Source organism: Zoogloea sp. LCSB751 (genome assembly GCF_002028455.1).
GTDB lineage: Bacteria > Pseudomonadota > Gammaproteobacteria > Burkholderiales > Rhodocyclaceae > Zoogloea.
Genome location: NZ_MWUM01000016.1, coordinates 41,636 through 55,400, shown reverse-complemented (window position 1 = coordinate 55,400; position 13,765 = coordinate 41,636). Strand labels below are relative to the sequence as shown.

At 67.7% G+C, this 13,765-nt stretch carries 14 protein-coding genes; 7 read left to right on the top strand and 7 right to left on the bottom strand.

Translation table 11 applies throughout. The features are described 5' to 3' along the window. The first annotated feature begins 8 nt into the window (after positions 1-8). The 5 genes from B4920_RS17095 (at position 9) to B4920_RS17075 (ending at position 3,578) form a co-directional block, all read left to right on the top strand. A complete protein-coding gene (locus tag B4920_RS17095) occupies positions 9-1,031 on the top strand; it encodes an RnfABCDGE type electron transport complex subunit D (protein WP_079435829.1) in 1,023 nt (340 codons plus the stop codon). Between the two features lie 2 nt (positions 1,032-1,033). Continuing rightward, positions 1,034-1,693 carry an electron transport complex subunit RsxG gene (gene rsxG / locus B4920_RS17090; protein ID WP_079435828.1) on the top strand — a complete coding sequence of 220 codons (660 nt, stop codon included), beginning with the start codon at positions 1,034-1,036 and terminating at the stop codon, positions 1,691-1,693. 15 nt (positions 1,694-1,708) lie between these two features. Beyond that, positions 1,709-2,416, top strand: coding sequence for an electron transport complex subunit RsxE (rsxE, locus tag B4920_RS17085; RefSeq protein WP_079435827.1), 708 nt, complete (start codon positions 1,709-1,711; stop codon positions 2,414-2,416). Between the two features lie 8 nt (positions 2,417-2,424). Next, positions 2,425-3,057, top strand: coding sequence for an endonuclease III (nth, locus tag B4920_RS17080; protein WP_079435889.1), 633 nt, complete (start codon positions 2,425-2,427; stop codon positions 3,055-3,057). 92 nt (positions 3,058-3,149) lie between these two features. Continuing rightward, entirely contained in the window at positions 3,150-3,578 is a 429-nt protein-coding gene (locus B4920_RS17075; RefSeq protein ID WP_079435826.1) for a DUF1841 family protein, read from the top strand. 146 nt (positions 3,579-3,724) lie between these two features. Here the strand turns inward: B4920_RS17075 and B4920_RS17070 are convergent, their stop codons facing one another. From B4920_RS17070 to purM, 7 genes are all read right to left on the bottom strand, one after another. Next, positions 3,725-4,840, bottom strand: a complete 1,116-nt coding sequence (locus B4920_RS17070; protein ID WP_079435825.1) for a YbdK family carboxylate-amine ligase — start codon at positions 4,838-4,840, stop codon at positions 3,725-3,727. Beyond that, positions 4,830-6,056, bottom strand: coding sequence for a cation:proton antiporter (locus tag B4920_RS29965; RefSeq protein WP_079435824.1), 1,227 nt, complete (start codon positions 6,054-6,056; stop codon positions 4,830-4,832). The genes B4920_RS17070 and B4920_RS29965 overlap by 11 nt, the downstream gene beginning before the upstream one ends. 223 nt (positions 6,057-6,279) lie before the next feature. Next, positions 6,280-7,488 (bottom strand): ABC transporter permease, encoded by a 1,209-nt coding sequence (locus B4920_RS17060; RefSeq protein WP_079435823.1) that lies wholly within the window; start codon positions 7,486-7,488, stop codon positions 6,280-6,282. Beyond that, positions 7,485-8,204, bottom strand: a complete 720-nt coding sequence (locus tag B4920_RS17055; RefSeq protein ID WP_079435822.1) for an ABC transporter ATP-binding protein — start codon at positions 8,202-8,204, stop codon at positions 7,485-7,487. The genes B4920_RS17060 and B4920_RS17055 overlap by 4 nt, the downstream gene beginning before the upstream one ends. Then, positions 8,201-9,499 (bottom strand): efflux RND transporter periplasmic adaptor subunit, encoded by a 1,299-nt coding sequence (locus B4920_RS17050; RefSeq protein ID WP_173862674.1) that lies wholly within the window; start codon positions 9,497-9,499, stop codon positions 8,201-8,203. Before B4920_RS17050 ends, B4920_RS17055 begins: the two co-directional genes overlap by 4 nt. Continuing rightward, entirely contained in the window at positions 9,496-10,938 is a 1,443-nt protein-coding gene (locus tag B4920_RS17045; RefSeq protein ID WP_079435820.1) for an efflux transporter outer membrane subunit, read from the bottom strand. Before B4920_RS17045 ends, B4920_RS17050 begins: the two co-directional genes overlap by 4 nt. 197 nt (positions 10,939-11,135) lie before the next feature. Beyond that, entirely contained in the window at positions 11,136-12,170 is a 1,035-nt protein-coding gene (gene purM, locus B4920_RS17040) for a phosphoribosylformylglycinamidine cyclo-ligase (RefSeq protein WP_088179492.1), read from the bottom strand. A gap of 224 nt (positions 12,171-12,394) precedes the next feature. Here purM and hda point away from each other — a divergent pair, with 224 nt between their 5' ends. Together hda and B4920_RS17030 are read left to right on the top strand one after the other, a co-directional pair. Beyond that, positions 12,395-13,075, top strand: a complete 681-nt coding sequence (gene hda, locus B4920_RS17035) for a DnaA regulatory inactivator Hda (RefSeq protein WP_079435818.1) — start codon at positions 12,395-12,397, stop codon at positions 13,073-13,075. A 24-nt stretch (positions 13,076-13,099) separates the two neighbouring features. Next, positions 13,100-13,765 (top strand): HAD family phosphatase, encoded by a 666-nt coding sequence (locus B4920_RS17030; protein WP_079435817.1) that lies wholly within the window; start codon positions 13,100-13,102, stop codon positions 13,763-13,765.

Below are 13,765 nucleotides of genomic sequence, written 5' to 3'. Positions count from 1 at the left end.
GCACACCGATGATCAATTCCCCCTTCGTCCGCAAAGCGGCCAGTGTCCAGCAAGTCATGCTGCAGGTGCTGCTGGCCCTCGTGCCCGGCATCGCCGCCTACGTATGGTTCTTCGGCGCCGGCATCCTGGTGCAGCTCGCCCTCGCCTCCGCCGCTGCGCTGGCCGGCGAGGCCGCCATGCTGGCGATCCGCGGCAAGCCCAAGGCCCTGTTCCTCGGCGACCTGTCGGCCATCGTCACGGCCTGGCTGATCGCCCTCACCTTCCCGCCCATCGTGCCCTGGTGGCTCACCGTCACCGCCACGCTGCTGGCCATCGTGGTCGTCAAGCAGCTCTACGGCGGCCTCGGTCAGAACCCCTTCAACCCGGCGATGGCGGCGTTCTGCCTGATGATCGTCGCCTACCCGGCACTGATGTCCCAGTGGCCGGCCGCCGGCCAGCTGGATTTCTCCAGCCAGCTGCAGCTGATCTTCGGCGGTGCCCGCCAGGTGGACGCCATCACCGGCGCGACCCCCCTCGACGCACTGCGCACCGCGCTACGCGCCGCGGCCAATCCCGACTCCCAGCTCCACGGCCTGCGCGCCGCCCAGCTGATGGACGGCCCGGCCTACGGCATGCTCGGCGGCAAGGGCGGCGAATGGGTCACCCTTGGCTTCCTGCTCGGCGGCCTGTGGCTGCTGCAGCGGCGCATCATCACTTGGCACATCCCGGGCGCCTTCTGCCTGGCGCTGGCCGCCTCGGCCGGCCTGCTGTGGGCGGTCCGCCCCGAAGGCTTCGCCTCGCCGGTCTTCCATCTGGCCTCCGGCGGCGCCATGCTGGGCGCCTTCTTCATCCTCACCGACCCGGTGTCCGGCGCCACCACGCCCCGTGGCAAACTGCTGTTCGCCGCCGGCGCCGGCGTGCTGACCTTCGTGATCCGCGCCTTCGGCGCCTACCCGGACGGAGTCGCCTTCGCCACGCTGCTGATGAACCTGTGCGTGCCGCTGATCGACATGAACACCCAGGCCCCGGTCTTCGGCCACAAGAAGGATTGAGCATGAGCCAGCCGACCATCCTGGGCCTGTCTACCCGCACAGCCGGCGTGATGATGGCCTTCACGGCCGCCTTCACGGCGTTGATGGCCTTCACCTACGAAGCCACCCACGAGCAGATCGCCGCCTCCGCCAACGAAGAGAAGATGAGGCTGGTCACCGAAGTGCTGGCGACCGACGCCTACGACAACGCGCTGCTGGACGACTACTTACAGCTCGGCCCGACCCGCGAGCTGGGCCTCGACCACGGCGGCCGCGTCTATCGCGCCCGCAAGGCCGGCGCCCCCGCCGGGCTGCTGCTCGAAGCCACCGCACCGGACGGCTACAGCGGCAACATCGAGCTGATCGTCGCAATCCGCCCGGATGGCACCGTCAACGGCGTACGCGTTGTAGCCCACCGGGAAACCCCCGGCCTCGGCGACTACATCGACCCGAAGAAGGACAAGGACAAGAAGTCCCCGTGGATCGGCCAGTTCGCCGGCCTGAGCCCCGCCGTGCAGCCCCTCGATGCCTGGAAGGTGAAGAAGGACGGCGGCCAGATCAACAGCCATGCCGGCGCCACCATCAGCGCCCGCGCGGTGACCAACGCCGTCGCCCGCGCTGCCCGCTATGCCGCCGCCAACCGGGACCGCCTGTTCGGCGCGGCCACCGGCGCATCCCTCTGACAAGGAGCGACAACCATGGACTTACGTGTCTATCGCGACATCGCCTGGAACGGCTGGTGGAAACAGAACCCCGGCGTCGTGCAGATCCTCGGCATGTGCCCGACGCTGGCCATCACCACCAACATCGTCAACGCCGTCAGCCTGGGCCTCGCCACCGTGCTGGTGATGGCCATGTCCAACCTGGCCTCCTCGCTGCTGCGCAACTTCATCCCCTACGAGATCCGCATCCCGGTGTTCATCCTGATCATCGCCGCGCTGACCACCGTGGTGGACCTGGCGATGAACGCCTACCTGCACGCCCTGTACCTGGTGCTCGGCATCTTCATCCCGCTGATCGTCACCAACTGCATCGTGCTGGCCCGCATCGAGGCCTTCGCCGCCAAGAACGAGCCACTGGCCTCCACGCTGGACGGTGCCGCGATGGGCCTCGGCGCGACGATGGTGCTCACCGTGCTCGGCGCAATGCGAGAGCTGATCGGCAACGGCACCCTGTTCTCGGGCATCGAGATGGTCATCCCCGGCGCCCATGAGATCCAGGTCTTCGGCGGTGACTACCCGGGCTTCCTGACCTTCATCCTGCCGCCCGGCGCCTTCTTCGCACTGGGCTGTCTGATCGCCGGCCGCAACTGGCTGGAAGCCCGCCGCCAAGCCCGCGCACGCAGCAATCCACCGGCCCCGCAGGCACCCGCCACCGCCGAACCCACATCCGCCGAGCCCGCCTGATGCCCGACATGCGCCTGGCCGCTGTGGCCGAAGCCTTCCGCCGCCTGCGCGAAGCCAACCCGAACCCAACCACCGAGCTCGAATATTCGACGCCTTACCAGCTGCTGGTGGCGGTGGTGCTGTCCGCCCAGGCCACCGACAAGGGCGTCAACATCGCCACCCGCAAGCTCTTCGCGCTGGCCCCGACGCCGGAGGCCATGGCCGACCTGGGCGAGGAAGGCATCGCCGAGCAGATCAAGACCATCGGGCTGTTCCGCAACAAGGCCAAGAACACCCTGGCCCTGTCCCGTCAGCTGCTGGAGCGCCACGCCGGCGAGGTGCCCAACGACCGGGAGGCGCTGGAAGCCCTGCCTGGCGTCGGCCGCAAGACCGCCAACGTAGTCCTCAACACCATCTTCGGCGAGCCGACGATGGCCGTGGACACCCACATTTTCCGCCTCTCCAACCGCACCGGCCTGGCCCCCGGCAAGGATGTGCTGGAAGTGGAAAAGCGCCTGCTGCGCCGCATCCCCAAGGAATACATGCGCGATGCCCATCACTGGCTGATCCTCCACGGCCGCTATGTGTGCGTGGCGCGCAAGCCCAAGTGTGGCGAGTGCATCATTCGCGACCTGTGCCTGTACCGGGACAAGACGGACTGAGCGATCAAAGCCCCGCTCCGCCAGTAGTCCTGCCGCGTGGCAACACGTGATACCTGATACATCCAATAAAACCTCACAGCCCCCCAACGACCATGTTCGATCCTTCCCGCGACCAGGCCCGCCAGTTTTTCGTCAGCGCCTGGAGCAAGCACAAGAACCGTGAAGTCCTGACCCAGCTCGAGATCATCGCTGCCGACCTGGTGGCCCATCACCCCGAGTACCACGCACTGCTGGAAGATCCGGACGCGGTGATGAAGGACTTCAGCCCGGAGGACGGGCAGGTCAACCCCTTCCTGCACCTGTCCCTGCACCTGGCGATCGAGGAGCAGCTGTCGATCAACCAGCCGCCGGGCATCCGCGAAGCCTTCGAGCAGTGCCAGGCCCGCCACGGCGACCGCCACGCGGCGCTGCACGACGTGCTCGAATGCCTCGGCGAGACCATCTGGCAGGCCCAGCGCAACAAGGCACCGCTGGATGGCCGCGCCTACGTGGACGCGGTACGCCAGCGCGCGAGCCGCTGACGAGCGGCGGGCGGAGACGGAAAGAAGAAGATCGATAGCAGAAATCTTTCCTTCGGTATCCACGCAAAGAGCTCAATACCCCTGTGGGGGCGAATTCATTCGCCCCCACAGGCCTCACCAGAGACCACGCCGGAAGCCGGGCGCCTTCACTCCGCCCAGCGCAAGCATTGGCGGCGCACGAGTTCGGGCAGCAGTGGATCCGCGCTGTAGTGTTCCCGCAGCCACATCGCATCGTTCGTACGAGTGGCTGCGTCGTTGGCCAGGGCGGCGCAGGCAACCTGGGTACCCAACACGGCGGCGTGGGGGCCGATGCGGTTCACCAGCGCGACGATCGCGTCGCCCAGCACACGACGCTCACCGCTCTCAGGATCCACCCACACGCCTTCGTAGCCGAAGCGGCAGGCCTGAAAGCGATTGAAGGCATACACGAGGTAGTCGTCCTCGGCTGGCACAAAAGGCTTGTCCACCATCAGCCAGCGGGCGATGGTCTGGATCAGCGCAGCAAGGCGCGCCGCCCGCTCGACGCAGAGCGGTGTGTCCAGCACGCGGACCTCTATCGTCCCGTACTCCGGTTTCGGACGGATGTCCCAGTAGAAATCTTTCATGCTCTCGACGACCCCGGTACGTGCCATCTTGGCAAAGTAGCCCTCGAAATCGGACCAGTTCAGCACGAAGGGGGCGCGGCCCGACAAAGGGAAGGCGAAGATCGAGTTGAGCCGGGCCGAGTCGAAGCCGGTATCGTGGCCCTGCACGAAGGGCGATGACGCCGACAGGGCAATCAGGTGCGGAATGAAGCGGGACATGCCGTGCAGCAGCAACAAGGCCTCGTCGGGCCCGGGGCAGCCGATGTGCACATGCTGGCCGAAGACCGTGAATTGCTTGGCCAAGTAGCCGTAGAGATCGCTCAGGTGCTGATAACGCGCACTGTCCGAGATCTGGCGCTCCCCCCATAGCTGGAAGGGATGCGCCCCACCGCCGCAGATGCCGATATCGAGCCGGCGGGCGCCTTCCAGCAAGCCGTCCCGCAGGGCGGTCAGCTGCTCCAGCACATCGGTGTAGCCCGTGCATATTCCGGTGGCGATCTCGATCATGCTCGACGTGATTTCGGGCTTCACGTCACCGACAAAGCCCTGCTGCTCAAGCACCCGCAACAGATCGGGCGCAGCGGCGACCAAGTCGAAATCATGGGTGCCCACCAGCTGGAGCTCCAGCTCGACCCCCAGGGTCAGGGCGCGGGATGTGGAAAAGGGCTCAAGCGGCACGATGGACGTCCTTTCGGATGCTGGTTTCGCCGCAATGGCGCAAGGCCCACTGGGTCGCGATGGGGCCGGCGATCTCCATGACCGTTGCTGCTCCGGCCAGGGCCGCCGCCACATGCCGGCCCAGATCGGGAAATGCCGAATACAGGCTCGCCGTCAACAGGAAGGCCGTGCCCGACATGGGCAGGAGTGCGACGCCCAATGCCATCGACTGGCCCATGGACAGCCCGGCGAGCCGTCCGAACAACACGCTCCCACCAATCTTCGCGGCAGCACGCAACACCACCACCGTCACCCCCACAAGGCCACCGCCGACGATCAGGCGCCAGTCGGCAGCCATCCCGTTCACCACGAAAAGCAGGACCACCAGCGCTCCGCCCGCCGTTCCGAAATGGCGCGGCCACAGGCAGGGCCGCAGATCCCGGCTGCGCAGCACCATGCCGGCCAGCAGCGGCACCAGGATCGGCGACGCGCCGGCGAGGCGGACCAGCACCAGCGTCAGGAACAGGAGGCCGATCAGCAGCAATACGCTGTTCTCGTTAGCCAGATCGAGGCGCCGTCGTGCAATGCCGACAGCGGCTGCCAGCAGCAGCGCCAGCACGAAGGTGCTCACGAAGTAACGCAACGGCGCCTGCAATGCCTGCAGCACCTGCTGCCCATGCGCCTGCCCCATGAGGGCGAGCAGCACCTGCACGGCGAGCACTGCGTAGATCGTGTTGAGGGCCGACAACATCAGCAGACGCTCGGTGACCTGGCCGCGGGCATTCAGCTCGGACGCCACGCGCATCACCACCGCCGGCGAACTCACCATGCACACGGCGGCCACGGCGATCGAGCTGCCCACGCCGAGCCCGAGGTAGTGGCCGATACTGAACACCATCACGAAGGTCAGCCCGGCCTCGGCCAGGCTGGTCGCAATCAGCCACGGGTTGTCACGCAGCCAGTGCAGGTGCACCCGGCTGCCGAGTTCGAACAACAGGACCGCCATCGCCACCTCGAGGCCATGGCGAAAACCCTCCGACAAGGCCAGCCCGCTGGCGTCGAAGTTACTCGCCGACGCAAAAAGGCCAACCAGGGTATAGCCGACGATGCGCGGCCAGCGCAGCAGGCGGAACACCGCCTCGCCTGCCAATGGAGCAATCACCAGCAACATGGCCAGCCAGAAGCTGGTGTCGAGGGGAGCAATCCAACCGGGGAGAAAGGAAAGATCGGGCGCCATGCAATCTCCTTCTGGACGATCACACGGCCGGCATCAGATGCAGGCGCGGACCGTCGAAGAACGGCGAGTCATGAATCCTCGCGCCAGCCTTCAATCCTGCACTGGCGCGGGGGGCGTTCTTCGTAGAGGCAGTGCGACGCGGTAAGTTCCGGTTTCTTTGGCCCGAAATGGGCGGCACGGGTACGTCATCGACGCCGCGCCAGTGCCGCCGGCAAGGCTTGGCCTATTCGTGGCGCAGGGCCTCGATGGGGTCGAGGCGGGCCGCCCGGCGCGCCGGCACATAGCCGAACAGCACACCGATGGCCGCCGAGAAACCGAAGGACAACAGGTTGATGCCCGGATTGAAGAGATAGGGCACGTGCATCAGCGCCGCGCCACCGATCGATGCCAGCGTGGCCAGCACGATGCCGACGATGCCGCCGAGGGAAGCCAGCGCCACCGCCTCGATCAGGAACTGCAGCAGCACCTCCCGCTCCAGCGCGCCGATGGCCAGGCGGATGCCGATCTCGCGGGTCCGCTCGGTGACCGACACCAGCATGATGTTCATGATGCCGATGCCGCCCACCAGCAGGCTCACCGCCGCCACTGCGCCGAGCAGGCCGGTCATCACCTTGGTGGTGCCGGACAGGGTCTCGGCGATCTGGCGGGTGTCCATCACCGCGAAGTCGTCGTTGTCGCCCAGGCCGATGTGGCGGCGCTCGCGCATCAGCCAGGTCACCTGCTCCTTGGCGGTATCCATGGACGCATCGTCGCGCACCGACACCATCAGCGTCGCCACGTCCACCGAGCCGGTGAGGCGGCGCTGCACCGTGCGCAGCGGCATCACCACCAGGTCGTCCTGGTCGTTGCCCATCGTGGACTGGCCCTTGGACGCCAGCAGGCCGATCACCTCGCAGGAGAACTGCTTGACGCGGATCTGCTGGCCGACCGGATCCTGTCCGCCGAACAGTTCGCGACGGATGGTGTCGCCGATCACGCACACCGCTGCACCGGCGCGCTCCTCCGCCTCGTTGAAGATCCGCCCGCCGGCGATCTGCCACTTGCCAGTTGCAAACCAGTCGCGGCTGGTGCCGGTGACGCCGGACGACCAGTTGCGCGACATCGCCACCAGGGTGACGCTCTTGCTGCTCACCGGCACCACCGCCGCCAGCCCGCTGACCTGGTTGCGCAGGGCTTCAACGTCGGCCACCTTGAACTGGGCGGCGCCGGCAGAGTCCCGCCCCGGGCCGAGGTGCTGACCGGGGCGGATGATCAGCAGGTTGCTGCCCAGGCTGGCGATCTGGTCCGACACCGCCTGGGTCGCGCCGTTGCCGAGGGTGACCATGGTGATCACCGCCGACACGCCGATGACGATGCCGAGGATGGTCAGGAAGGAGCGCATCAGGTTGCGGCGGATCTCCCGCAAGGCGAGCAGCAGCGCATTCCAGATCATTGCGCCCCCTCCTCTGCGGGCGACGCCGCTTTGCGCGTGTCGCTGGCGATGCGCCCATCGACGAGCCGCACGATGCGGTGCGCGTACTCGGCCATGTCGGGCTCGTGGGTGACCATCAGAACGGTGATTCCCTGGTCCCGGTTGAGGCCGGCCAGCAGGTCCATGATCTCCCGGCTGCGCTCGGTGTCGAGGTTGCCGGTGGGCTCGTCGGCGAGCAGCAGGGACGGCCCGGTGACCAGCGCGCGGGCGATCGCCACGCGCTGCTGCTGGCCGCCGGACAGCTCGGCCGGCGTGTGGTGCTCCCAGCCCGACAGGCCGACCGAGGCCAGTGCCGCGCGTGCCAGTTCGTGACGCCGGGCCACCGGCTCGCCGCGATAGAGCAGCGGCAACTCCACGTTCTCCTGGGCCGAGGTGCGTGCCAGCAGGTTGAAACCCTGGAAGACAAAGCCCAGCGCGTGGCGACGCAGCATCGCCCGCTGGTCGCGGTTGAGGCTCTCCACCGCCAGGCCGCGGAAGCGGTAGCTACCGCCGGTGGGCGTATCGAGGCAACCGAGGATGTTCATCAGCGATGATTTCCCTGAACCGCTGGGCCCCATGATGGCGACGAAATCGCCCTCCTCGATCTCCAGGTCCACACCACGCAGCGCCTGAAAAGCCGCAGCTCCGCTGCCGAAGCTGCGGGTGACCCCAGTGAGGACGATCAGCGGTTCGCTCATTTTTTCGCCGCCAGGGCTTCGGTGATCACCTCGGCGCCGGGCGGCAGCGCCGCGTCCCCATCCACCGGACGAACCTCGGAAACCTGGCCGTTGCTGCCCAGCACGCTCACCTTCACGGCCAGCGGCTGACCATCCTTCAGCACCCACAGGGTCTGGGTGCCGTCCTTGGCGGCCGCGTCCGACGCGGCTTTGGGTGGCGCCGCCGGCGGGCGGGGGGTCAGGCTGGCCAGCAGGCTGCGCTTCTGGGCTTCCCGCTGGACCGGCGGCGAGAAGCGCAGCGCGGTGTTGGGTACCAGCAGGACGTCTTGCCGGCGCGCGGTGGTGATCTCGGCGGTGGCGGTCATGCCCGGGCGCAGCATCAGCTCGTCGTTCTTCACGGCCAGGATGGTCAGGTAGGACACCACCTGGTCCTTGGTCTGGGAGCCCCAGCCGACCCGCGTTACCGTCGCCGGGAAGTTCTGCCCCGGCCAGGCATCCACGTGGAAGCGCGCGTCCTGCCCCTCCTTCACCTTGCCCACGTCGGCCTCGTCTACATCCACTTGCAGCTCCATGCGGCGCAAGTCCTCGGCCAGCGTGAACAGCACCGGCGCGGTCATCGCCGCCGCTACGGTCTGGCCCGGCTCGACCTTGCGGGTCAGCACGATGCCGTCGATCGGCGAATGGATGGTCGCCTTCGACAGGCTGATCTCGTAGGTACTGAGCAGCGCCTTGGCCGACGCCACCGCGGCTTCGGCGGCCTTCTGGTCGGCCACGGCGCGCAGCGCAGCAGCCTCGCCGCTGTCCAGCTCGGCCTTCGACGGCACCTTGCCGCCGGACAGGCGCGCCACTTCGCGCAGGCGGGCCAGGCTGGCGGCGGTTTCTGCCACCGTCGCCTGGGCCTGGCGCACCTTTGCCTCGGCCGCCGCCAGGTCGGCCTTCGACTGGCGCACCTGGTCCTTGAGCTTGGAGGTGTCGAGGCGGGCAATCACCTGCCCCTTTTTCACGTGGTCGTTCACGTCCACCAGCACCGTTTCGATGATGCCGGACAGCTCGCTGCCGACATCCACCGAGTTGGTCGGCTGCAGATTGCCGGTGGCCGACACGTTGATGACCAGTTCGCCCTTGCGGACCGGCTGGGTGCGGTAATGGGGGCCGTCGTCGCCCCCCGTGCCGAGCAGGGCAAAACCGGCGGCCAACGCCAGTACGGCCATGGCGCCACCGATCAGCAGGCGGCGAAGGCCGCCGAAGCGGCCCTGAGCGCTCTTCAGCACAAGTTCGCGGAGGGCGTCCGCGGACGGGGATTCAGGCTTGTTCATGCGTCGTTTCCGGATTGGGGAGCGGCCTCGGCGCGGTCGGCGGACCAGCCGCCACCGAGGGCCTTGTAGAGCTGGATCAGCGCCGTCACGCGCTCGGCCTCCGCCGAGGCCAGGCTGTCCTCGATGCTGAGCAGGCTGCGCTCGGTCGTCAGCACGGTCTGGAAGTCGATCAGACCGGAGGCGTACTGGTGGCGCGCCAGCAGCGCCGCATTGCGGGCCGCCTCGGCGGCGCTGGCCAGGGCCTCGCGCCGCTGGCGGCTGTTGGCCAGGGCGACAAGGGCGTTCTGGACGTCCTCCAGCGCGGTCAGCACGGTCTTCTCGTAAGCCGCCAGCTGCTGTTCGCGCACCGCGTCCTGTACCTCGACCTGGGCGCGCAGGCGGCCAGCGTCGAACAGTGGTCCACTGACCGCGGCGGCCAGCGAGCGAGCCACCTGCCCGCCGCCGCTGAAAGTGGATAAGCCGAGGGCCTGCAGGCCAATCGAGCCGGACAGGCTGAAGGACGGATACCGCGCCGCCTCCGCCTGCCCGACGCGGGCTGTCTCGGCCGCCAGGCGCCGCTCGGCGGCGCGCACATCGGGGCGCTGGCGCAGCACCTCGGCGGGGATCAGCAGGCCGGTGGCCTCTGGCAGTTTCGGCAGCAGTCCGCTGCGGGCGCCCTCCGCCACGACCAGCCGCTGGTGCAGGCTGCCCGGCGTGCGTCCGGTGAGCAGCGCCAGGCGGTGCTCGGCCTCGGCGCGGCCGGTGTCGAGGGTTGGAATCGCCGCGCGGGTGCTTTCCCGGTTGCTGCGCGCCTGTTCCACGTCCAGGCTGCCAACCAACCCGGCCTGGGCACGCCAGTCGGTGATCTGCAGGGTTTCGGACTGGCTGGCCAGGTTGTCGCGGGCAATCGCCAGGCGCGCCTGGAAGGCCCGCAGCTCGATGTAGTTGAGGGCCACTTCGGCGGTCAGGCTCACCTGGGTGGCGTGCAGGTCGGCCAGGCCCGCCTCGAGATCGGCCTCGGCGGCCTCCAGCGCCCGGCGGGTGCCGCCGAAGACGTCCGGCTCCCAGGCCGCGTCGAAGCCAGCCTCATAGAGTGATCGCGTGGCGCCGAGGGCGGTGCTGCGGCTCCCCCCTGCCGAGGCATTGACGGTGGGAAAGCGCCTGGCCGAGGCCAGGTCGCGGCTGGCCCGGGCAGCACGCAGCGCGGCACGGGCGCTCCTCAAGTCCGGGTTGGACTGCAGCGCCTCGTCCACCAGAGCACTCAGTTGCGGGTCAGCCAACTGGGACCACCAGCGGGCCAGGGCTTGCGGGTCGGCCGGCCGCATACCCTCCACGGGTACGGATTGCCAGGTGGCCGGCACATCGGGCCGGGGGGCCCGGTAGTCCGGGCCGACGCTAGCGCAGGCGGCCAGCAAGCACGCCAGCACCACCGGCAAGCGGCGTAGGGGTTCGATCGACATAAGGAGGAACGGAAGGGCTGCACACGCTGTGCAGCAACCGGCCGATCATTGCCTTTCTGCGGGTAAGCCGCGGTTAGGCCACCGTAAAGCTGCGTTAAGGAAGCCACCCGGCGTGGATTCCACCCCACAAATGTAAAGCGGGCCACACGGGCCCGCTTTGATCGAACGCATATTCCGGGGGCCGCGGCCCCGCAGGATCAAACCACCACGGTCTGGGCCTGGCCTTCGGCGCGGGCTTCGATGGTGCCCAGCTCGTACACCGTCTCGCCGGTGGCACGCAGTTGCTCGGCGGCCGCTGCCGCATCTTCCTTGGCAACGATGACGACCATGCCGATGCCGCAGTTGAAGACGCGGTACATCTCCTGGGCATCCACGTTGCCAGCCTGCTGCAGCCACTGGAACAGCGGCGGCAGGGTCCAGGCATCCTTCTTGAGGACGGCGGTGAGATTGTCGGCCAGCACGCGCGGCACGTTGTCGAGCAGGCCGCCGCCAGTAATGTGGGCCAGGCCCTTGACCAGGCCATCACGCTTTTCCATCAGCGCCAGCAGGGACTTCACGTAGAGCCGGGTCGGCTCCATGATCACGTCCTTCAGCTTGCGGCCGTGGAAATCGGCTTCCAGATCGGGCTTGCTGACCTCGATGATCTTGCGGATCAGGGAGTAGCCGTTGGAGTGGGCGCCGCTGGAAGCCAGGCCCAGCACCACGTCGCCCGGACGGATCGTGGAGCCGTCGATGATCTTGGACTTGTCGACGGCGCCGACCGCGAAGCCGGCCAGGTCGTACTCGCCGTCCGGGTACATGCTCGGCATCTCGGCGGTTTCGCCACCGATCAGCGCACAGCCGGACAGCTCACAGCCGCGGGCGATGCCCTCGACGACGGTGGCGGCGGTGTCCACGTGCAGCTTGCCGCAGGCGAAGTAGTCGAGGAAGAACAGCGGCTCGGCACCCTGCACGAGAATGTCATTGACGCTCATCGCGACCAGATCCTGGCCAACGGTGTCGTGCTTGTTGAGCTGGAAGGCGAGCTTGAGCTTGGTTCCGACGCCGTCGGTGCCGGACACCAGCACCGGCTCCTTGAACTTCTTGGAGATCTCGAACAGGGCGCCGAAACCGCCGATGCCGCCCAGCACTTCCGGGCGCATGGTGCGCTTGGCAAAGGGCTTGATACGGTCGACCAGGGCATCGCCGGCATCGATATCCACACCGGCATCGCGATAAGTAAGGGAGCTCATGGGTTCTGTGATCTTCTTTCAAGAAAATTGCGGGGCCGCCCGCCAGGTACCCGGCACCGCAGGAATACGCTCTTCGGGTTGAGCGCCCCGCCGCGACCGGCTACATTACGGGCCTTGCGGCGCAAAAGACCGGGTCCACCGCCCTGCGCACGCAAATAAACCCGAATTTTAGCCGAAATGTCGCCCGACCGCCCCTTTCAGGTGCGTTCCCGCGAGAGCGCCCCGTGAAGCAACTCACTCTCGATCTGCACTCCGACACCCCTCCGCTACTGGAGAACTACGTCGCCGCGGCCAATGCCGACCTGCTCGCCTCGCTCTACGAGGCGGTTCCCATGTCGGACGTGCCCCAGCACCTGTTCCTGTGGGGCGACCCCGGCAGCGGACGCAGCCACCTGCTGCGCAGTGTCGTCAGCGCCGCAGCCCAGGCCGGCCGACCGGCCTGTTACCTGCGCGCGGGGGACGTCGGCAACTATCTGCCCGAAGCCCCCGGCCTGCTGCTGGCCATCGACGACGTGGAGGCCCTTGGCCCGGAGGCCCAGATCGCCCTGTTCCGCGCCTTCAACGCCTCCCGTGGTCTGCGCATGACGTTGATCACCAGCGGCTGCGCGGCCCCCCTGCACCTGCATCTGCGCGAAGACCTGCGCACCCGCATCGGCCAGTGCCTGGTCTTCGAGGTCAAGGCCCTCACCGACGAGGACCGTCACGCCATTCTGGAGGCGCAGGCGTCCACCCGTGGGCTTCGCCTCGAACCGGAAATCGTGCAATACCTGCTGCGCCACGGCCGCCGCGACCTGGCCAGCCTGCTGCGCACCCTCGACGCCCTCGACGCGGCCTCGCTGGAACGCAAGCGCCCGATCACCCTCCCCCTGCTGCGGGAAATCCTGCAGCGGGACAGCACACTATAAGAATCTTCCTGAACAGAGCCCCCGATGGAACTCGTACTCTTCGACCTGGACAACACCCTGCTCGCCGGCGACTCGGACTTTGAGTGGGCCCAATACCTGATTTCCCGCGGCGTGCTCGACAAGGAAGTCTACGAAGCTCGCAACCAGACGTTCTTCGACCAGTACAAGGCCGGCACGCTGGACATCTTCGAGTTCCTCGACTTCCAGCTGAAGCCGCTGGCCCGCCACAGCCGCGAGCAGCTAGACGCCTGGCATCAGGAGTTCATGGACACCCGCATCCGGCCGATGATGACACCCCAGTCGGTGGCGCTGGTCAACAAGCATCTCGACGCCGGTGCCGTCGTCGCCATCGTGACGGCAACCAACAGCTTCGTAACGGGCCCGATCGCCCGCGCCTTCCGCATCCCGCACCTGGTCGCCACCATCCCGGCCCAGGAGAATGGCGCCTTCACCGGCAAGCCGCGCGGCACGCCGGCCTTCAAGGGGGGCAAGATCGAACGGGTAGAGGCCTGGCTGGAAAGCCTCGGCCTGTGCTGGGGCAGCTTCCAGCGCAGCTGGTTCTACAGCGACTCCCACAATGACCTGCCGTTGCTGGGCAAGGTCTCCGATCCGGTGGCAGTCGATCCGGACGACACGCTGCGCGCCCACGCCACCACCCTCGGCTGGCCGGTAATCAGCCTGCGGGGTTAG

Bases quoted from the DNA above. Each gene is read 5' to 3' on its own strand.
- B4920_RS17075 (WP_079435826.1), top strand. From the start codon at position 3,150: ATGTTCGATCCTTCCCGCGACCAGGCCCGCCAGTTTTTCGTCAGCGCC.
- B4920_RS17060 (WP_079435823.1), bottom strand. From the start codon at position 7,488: ATGATCTGGAATGCGCTGCTGCTCGCCTTGCGGGAGATCCGCCGCAAC.
- nth (WP_079435889.1), top strand. From the start codon at position 2,425: ATGCGCCTGGCCGCTGTGGCCGAAGCCTTCCGCCGCCTGCGCGAAGCC.
- rsxG (WP_079435828.1), top strand. From the start codon at position 1,034: ATGAGCCAGCCGACCATCCTGGGCCTGTCTACCCGCACAGCCGGCGTG.
- B4920_RS17050 (WP_173862674.1), bottom strand. From the start codon at position 9,499: ATGAACAAGCCTGAATCCCCGTCCGCGGACGCCCTCCGCGAACTTGTG.
- B4920_RS29965 (WP_079435824.1), bottom strand. From the start codon at position 6,056: ATGGCGCCCGATCTTTCCTTTCTCCCCGGTTGGATTGCTCCCCTCGAC.
- rsxE (WP_079435827.1), top strand. From the start codon at position 1,709: ATGGACTTACGTGTCTATCGCGACATCGCCTGGAACGGCTGGTGGAAA.
- B4920_RS17045 (WP_079435820.1), bottom strand. From the start codon at position 10,938: ATGTCGATCGAACCCCTACGCCGCTTGCCGGTGGTGCTGGCGTGCTTG.
- B4920_RS17030 (WP_079435817.1), top strand. From the start codon at position 13,100: ATGGAACTCGTACTCTTCGACCTGGACAACACCCTGCTCGCCGGCGAC.
- B4920_RS17095 (WP_079435829.1), top strand. From the start codon at position 9: ATGATCAATTCCCCCTTCGTCCGCAAAGCGGCCAGTGTCCAGCAAGTC.
- B4920_RS17055 (WP_079435822.1), bottom strand. From the start codon at position 8,204: ATGAGCGAACCGCTGATCGTCCTCACTGGGGTCACCCGCAGCTTCGGC.
- purM (WP_088179492.1), bottom strand. From the start codon at position 12,170: ATGAGCTCCCTTACTTATCGCGATGCCGGTGTGGATATCGATGCCGGC.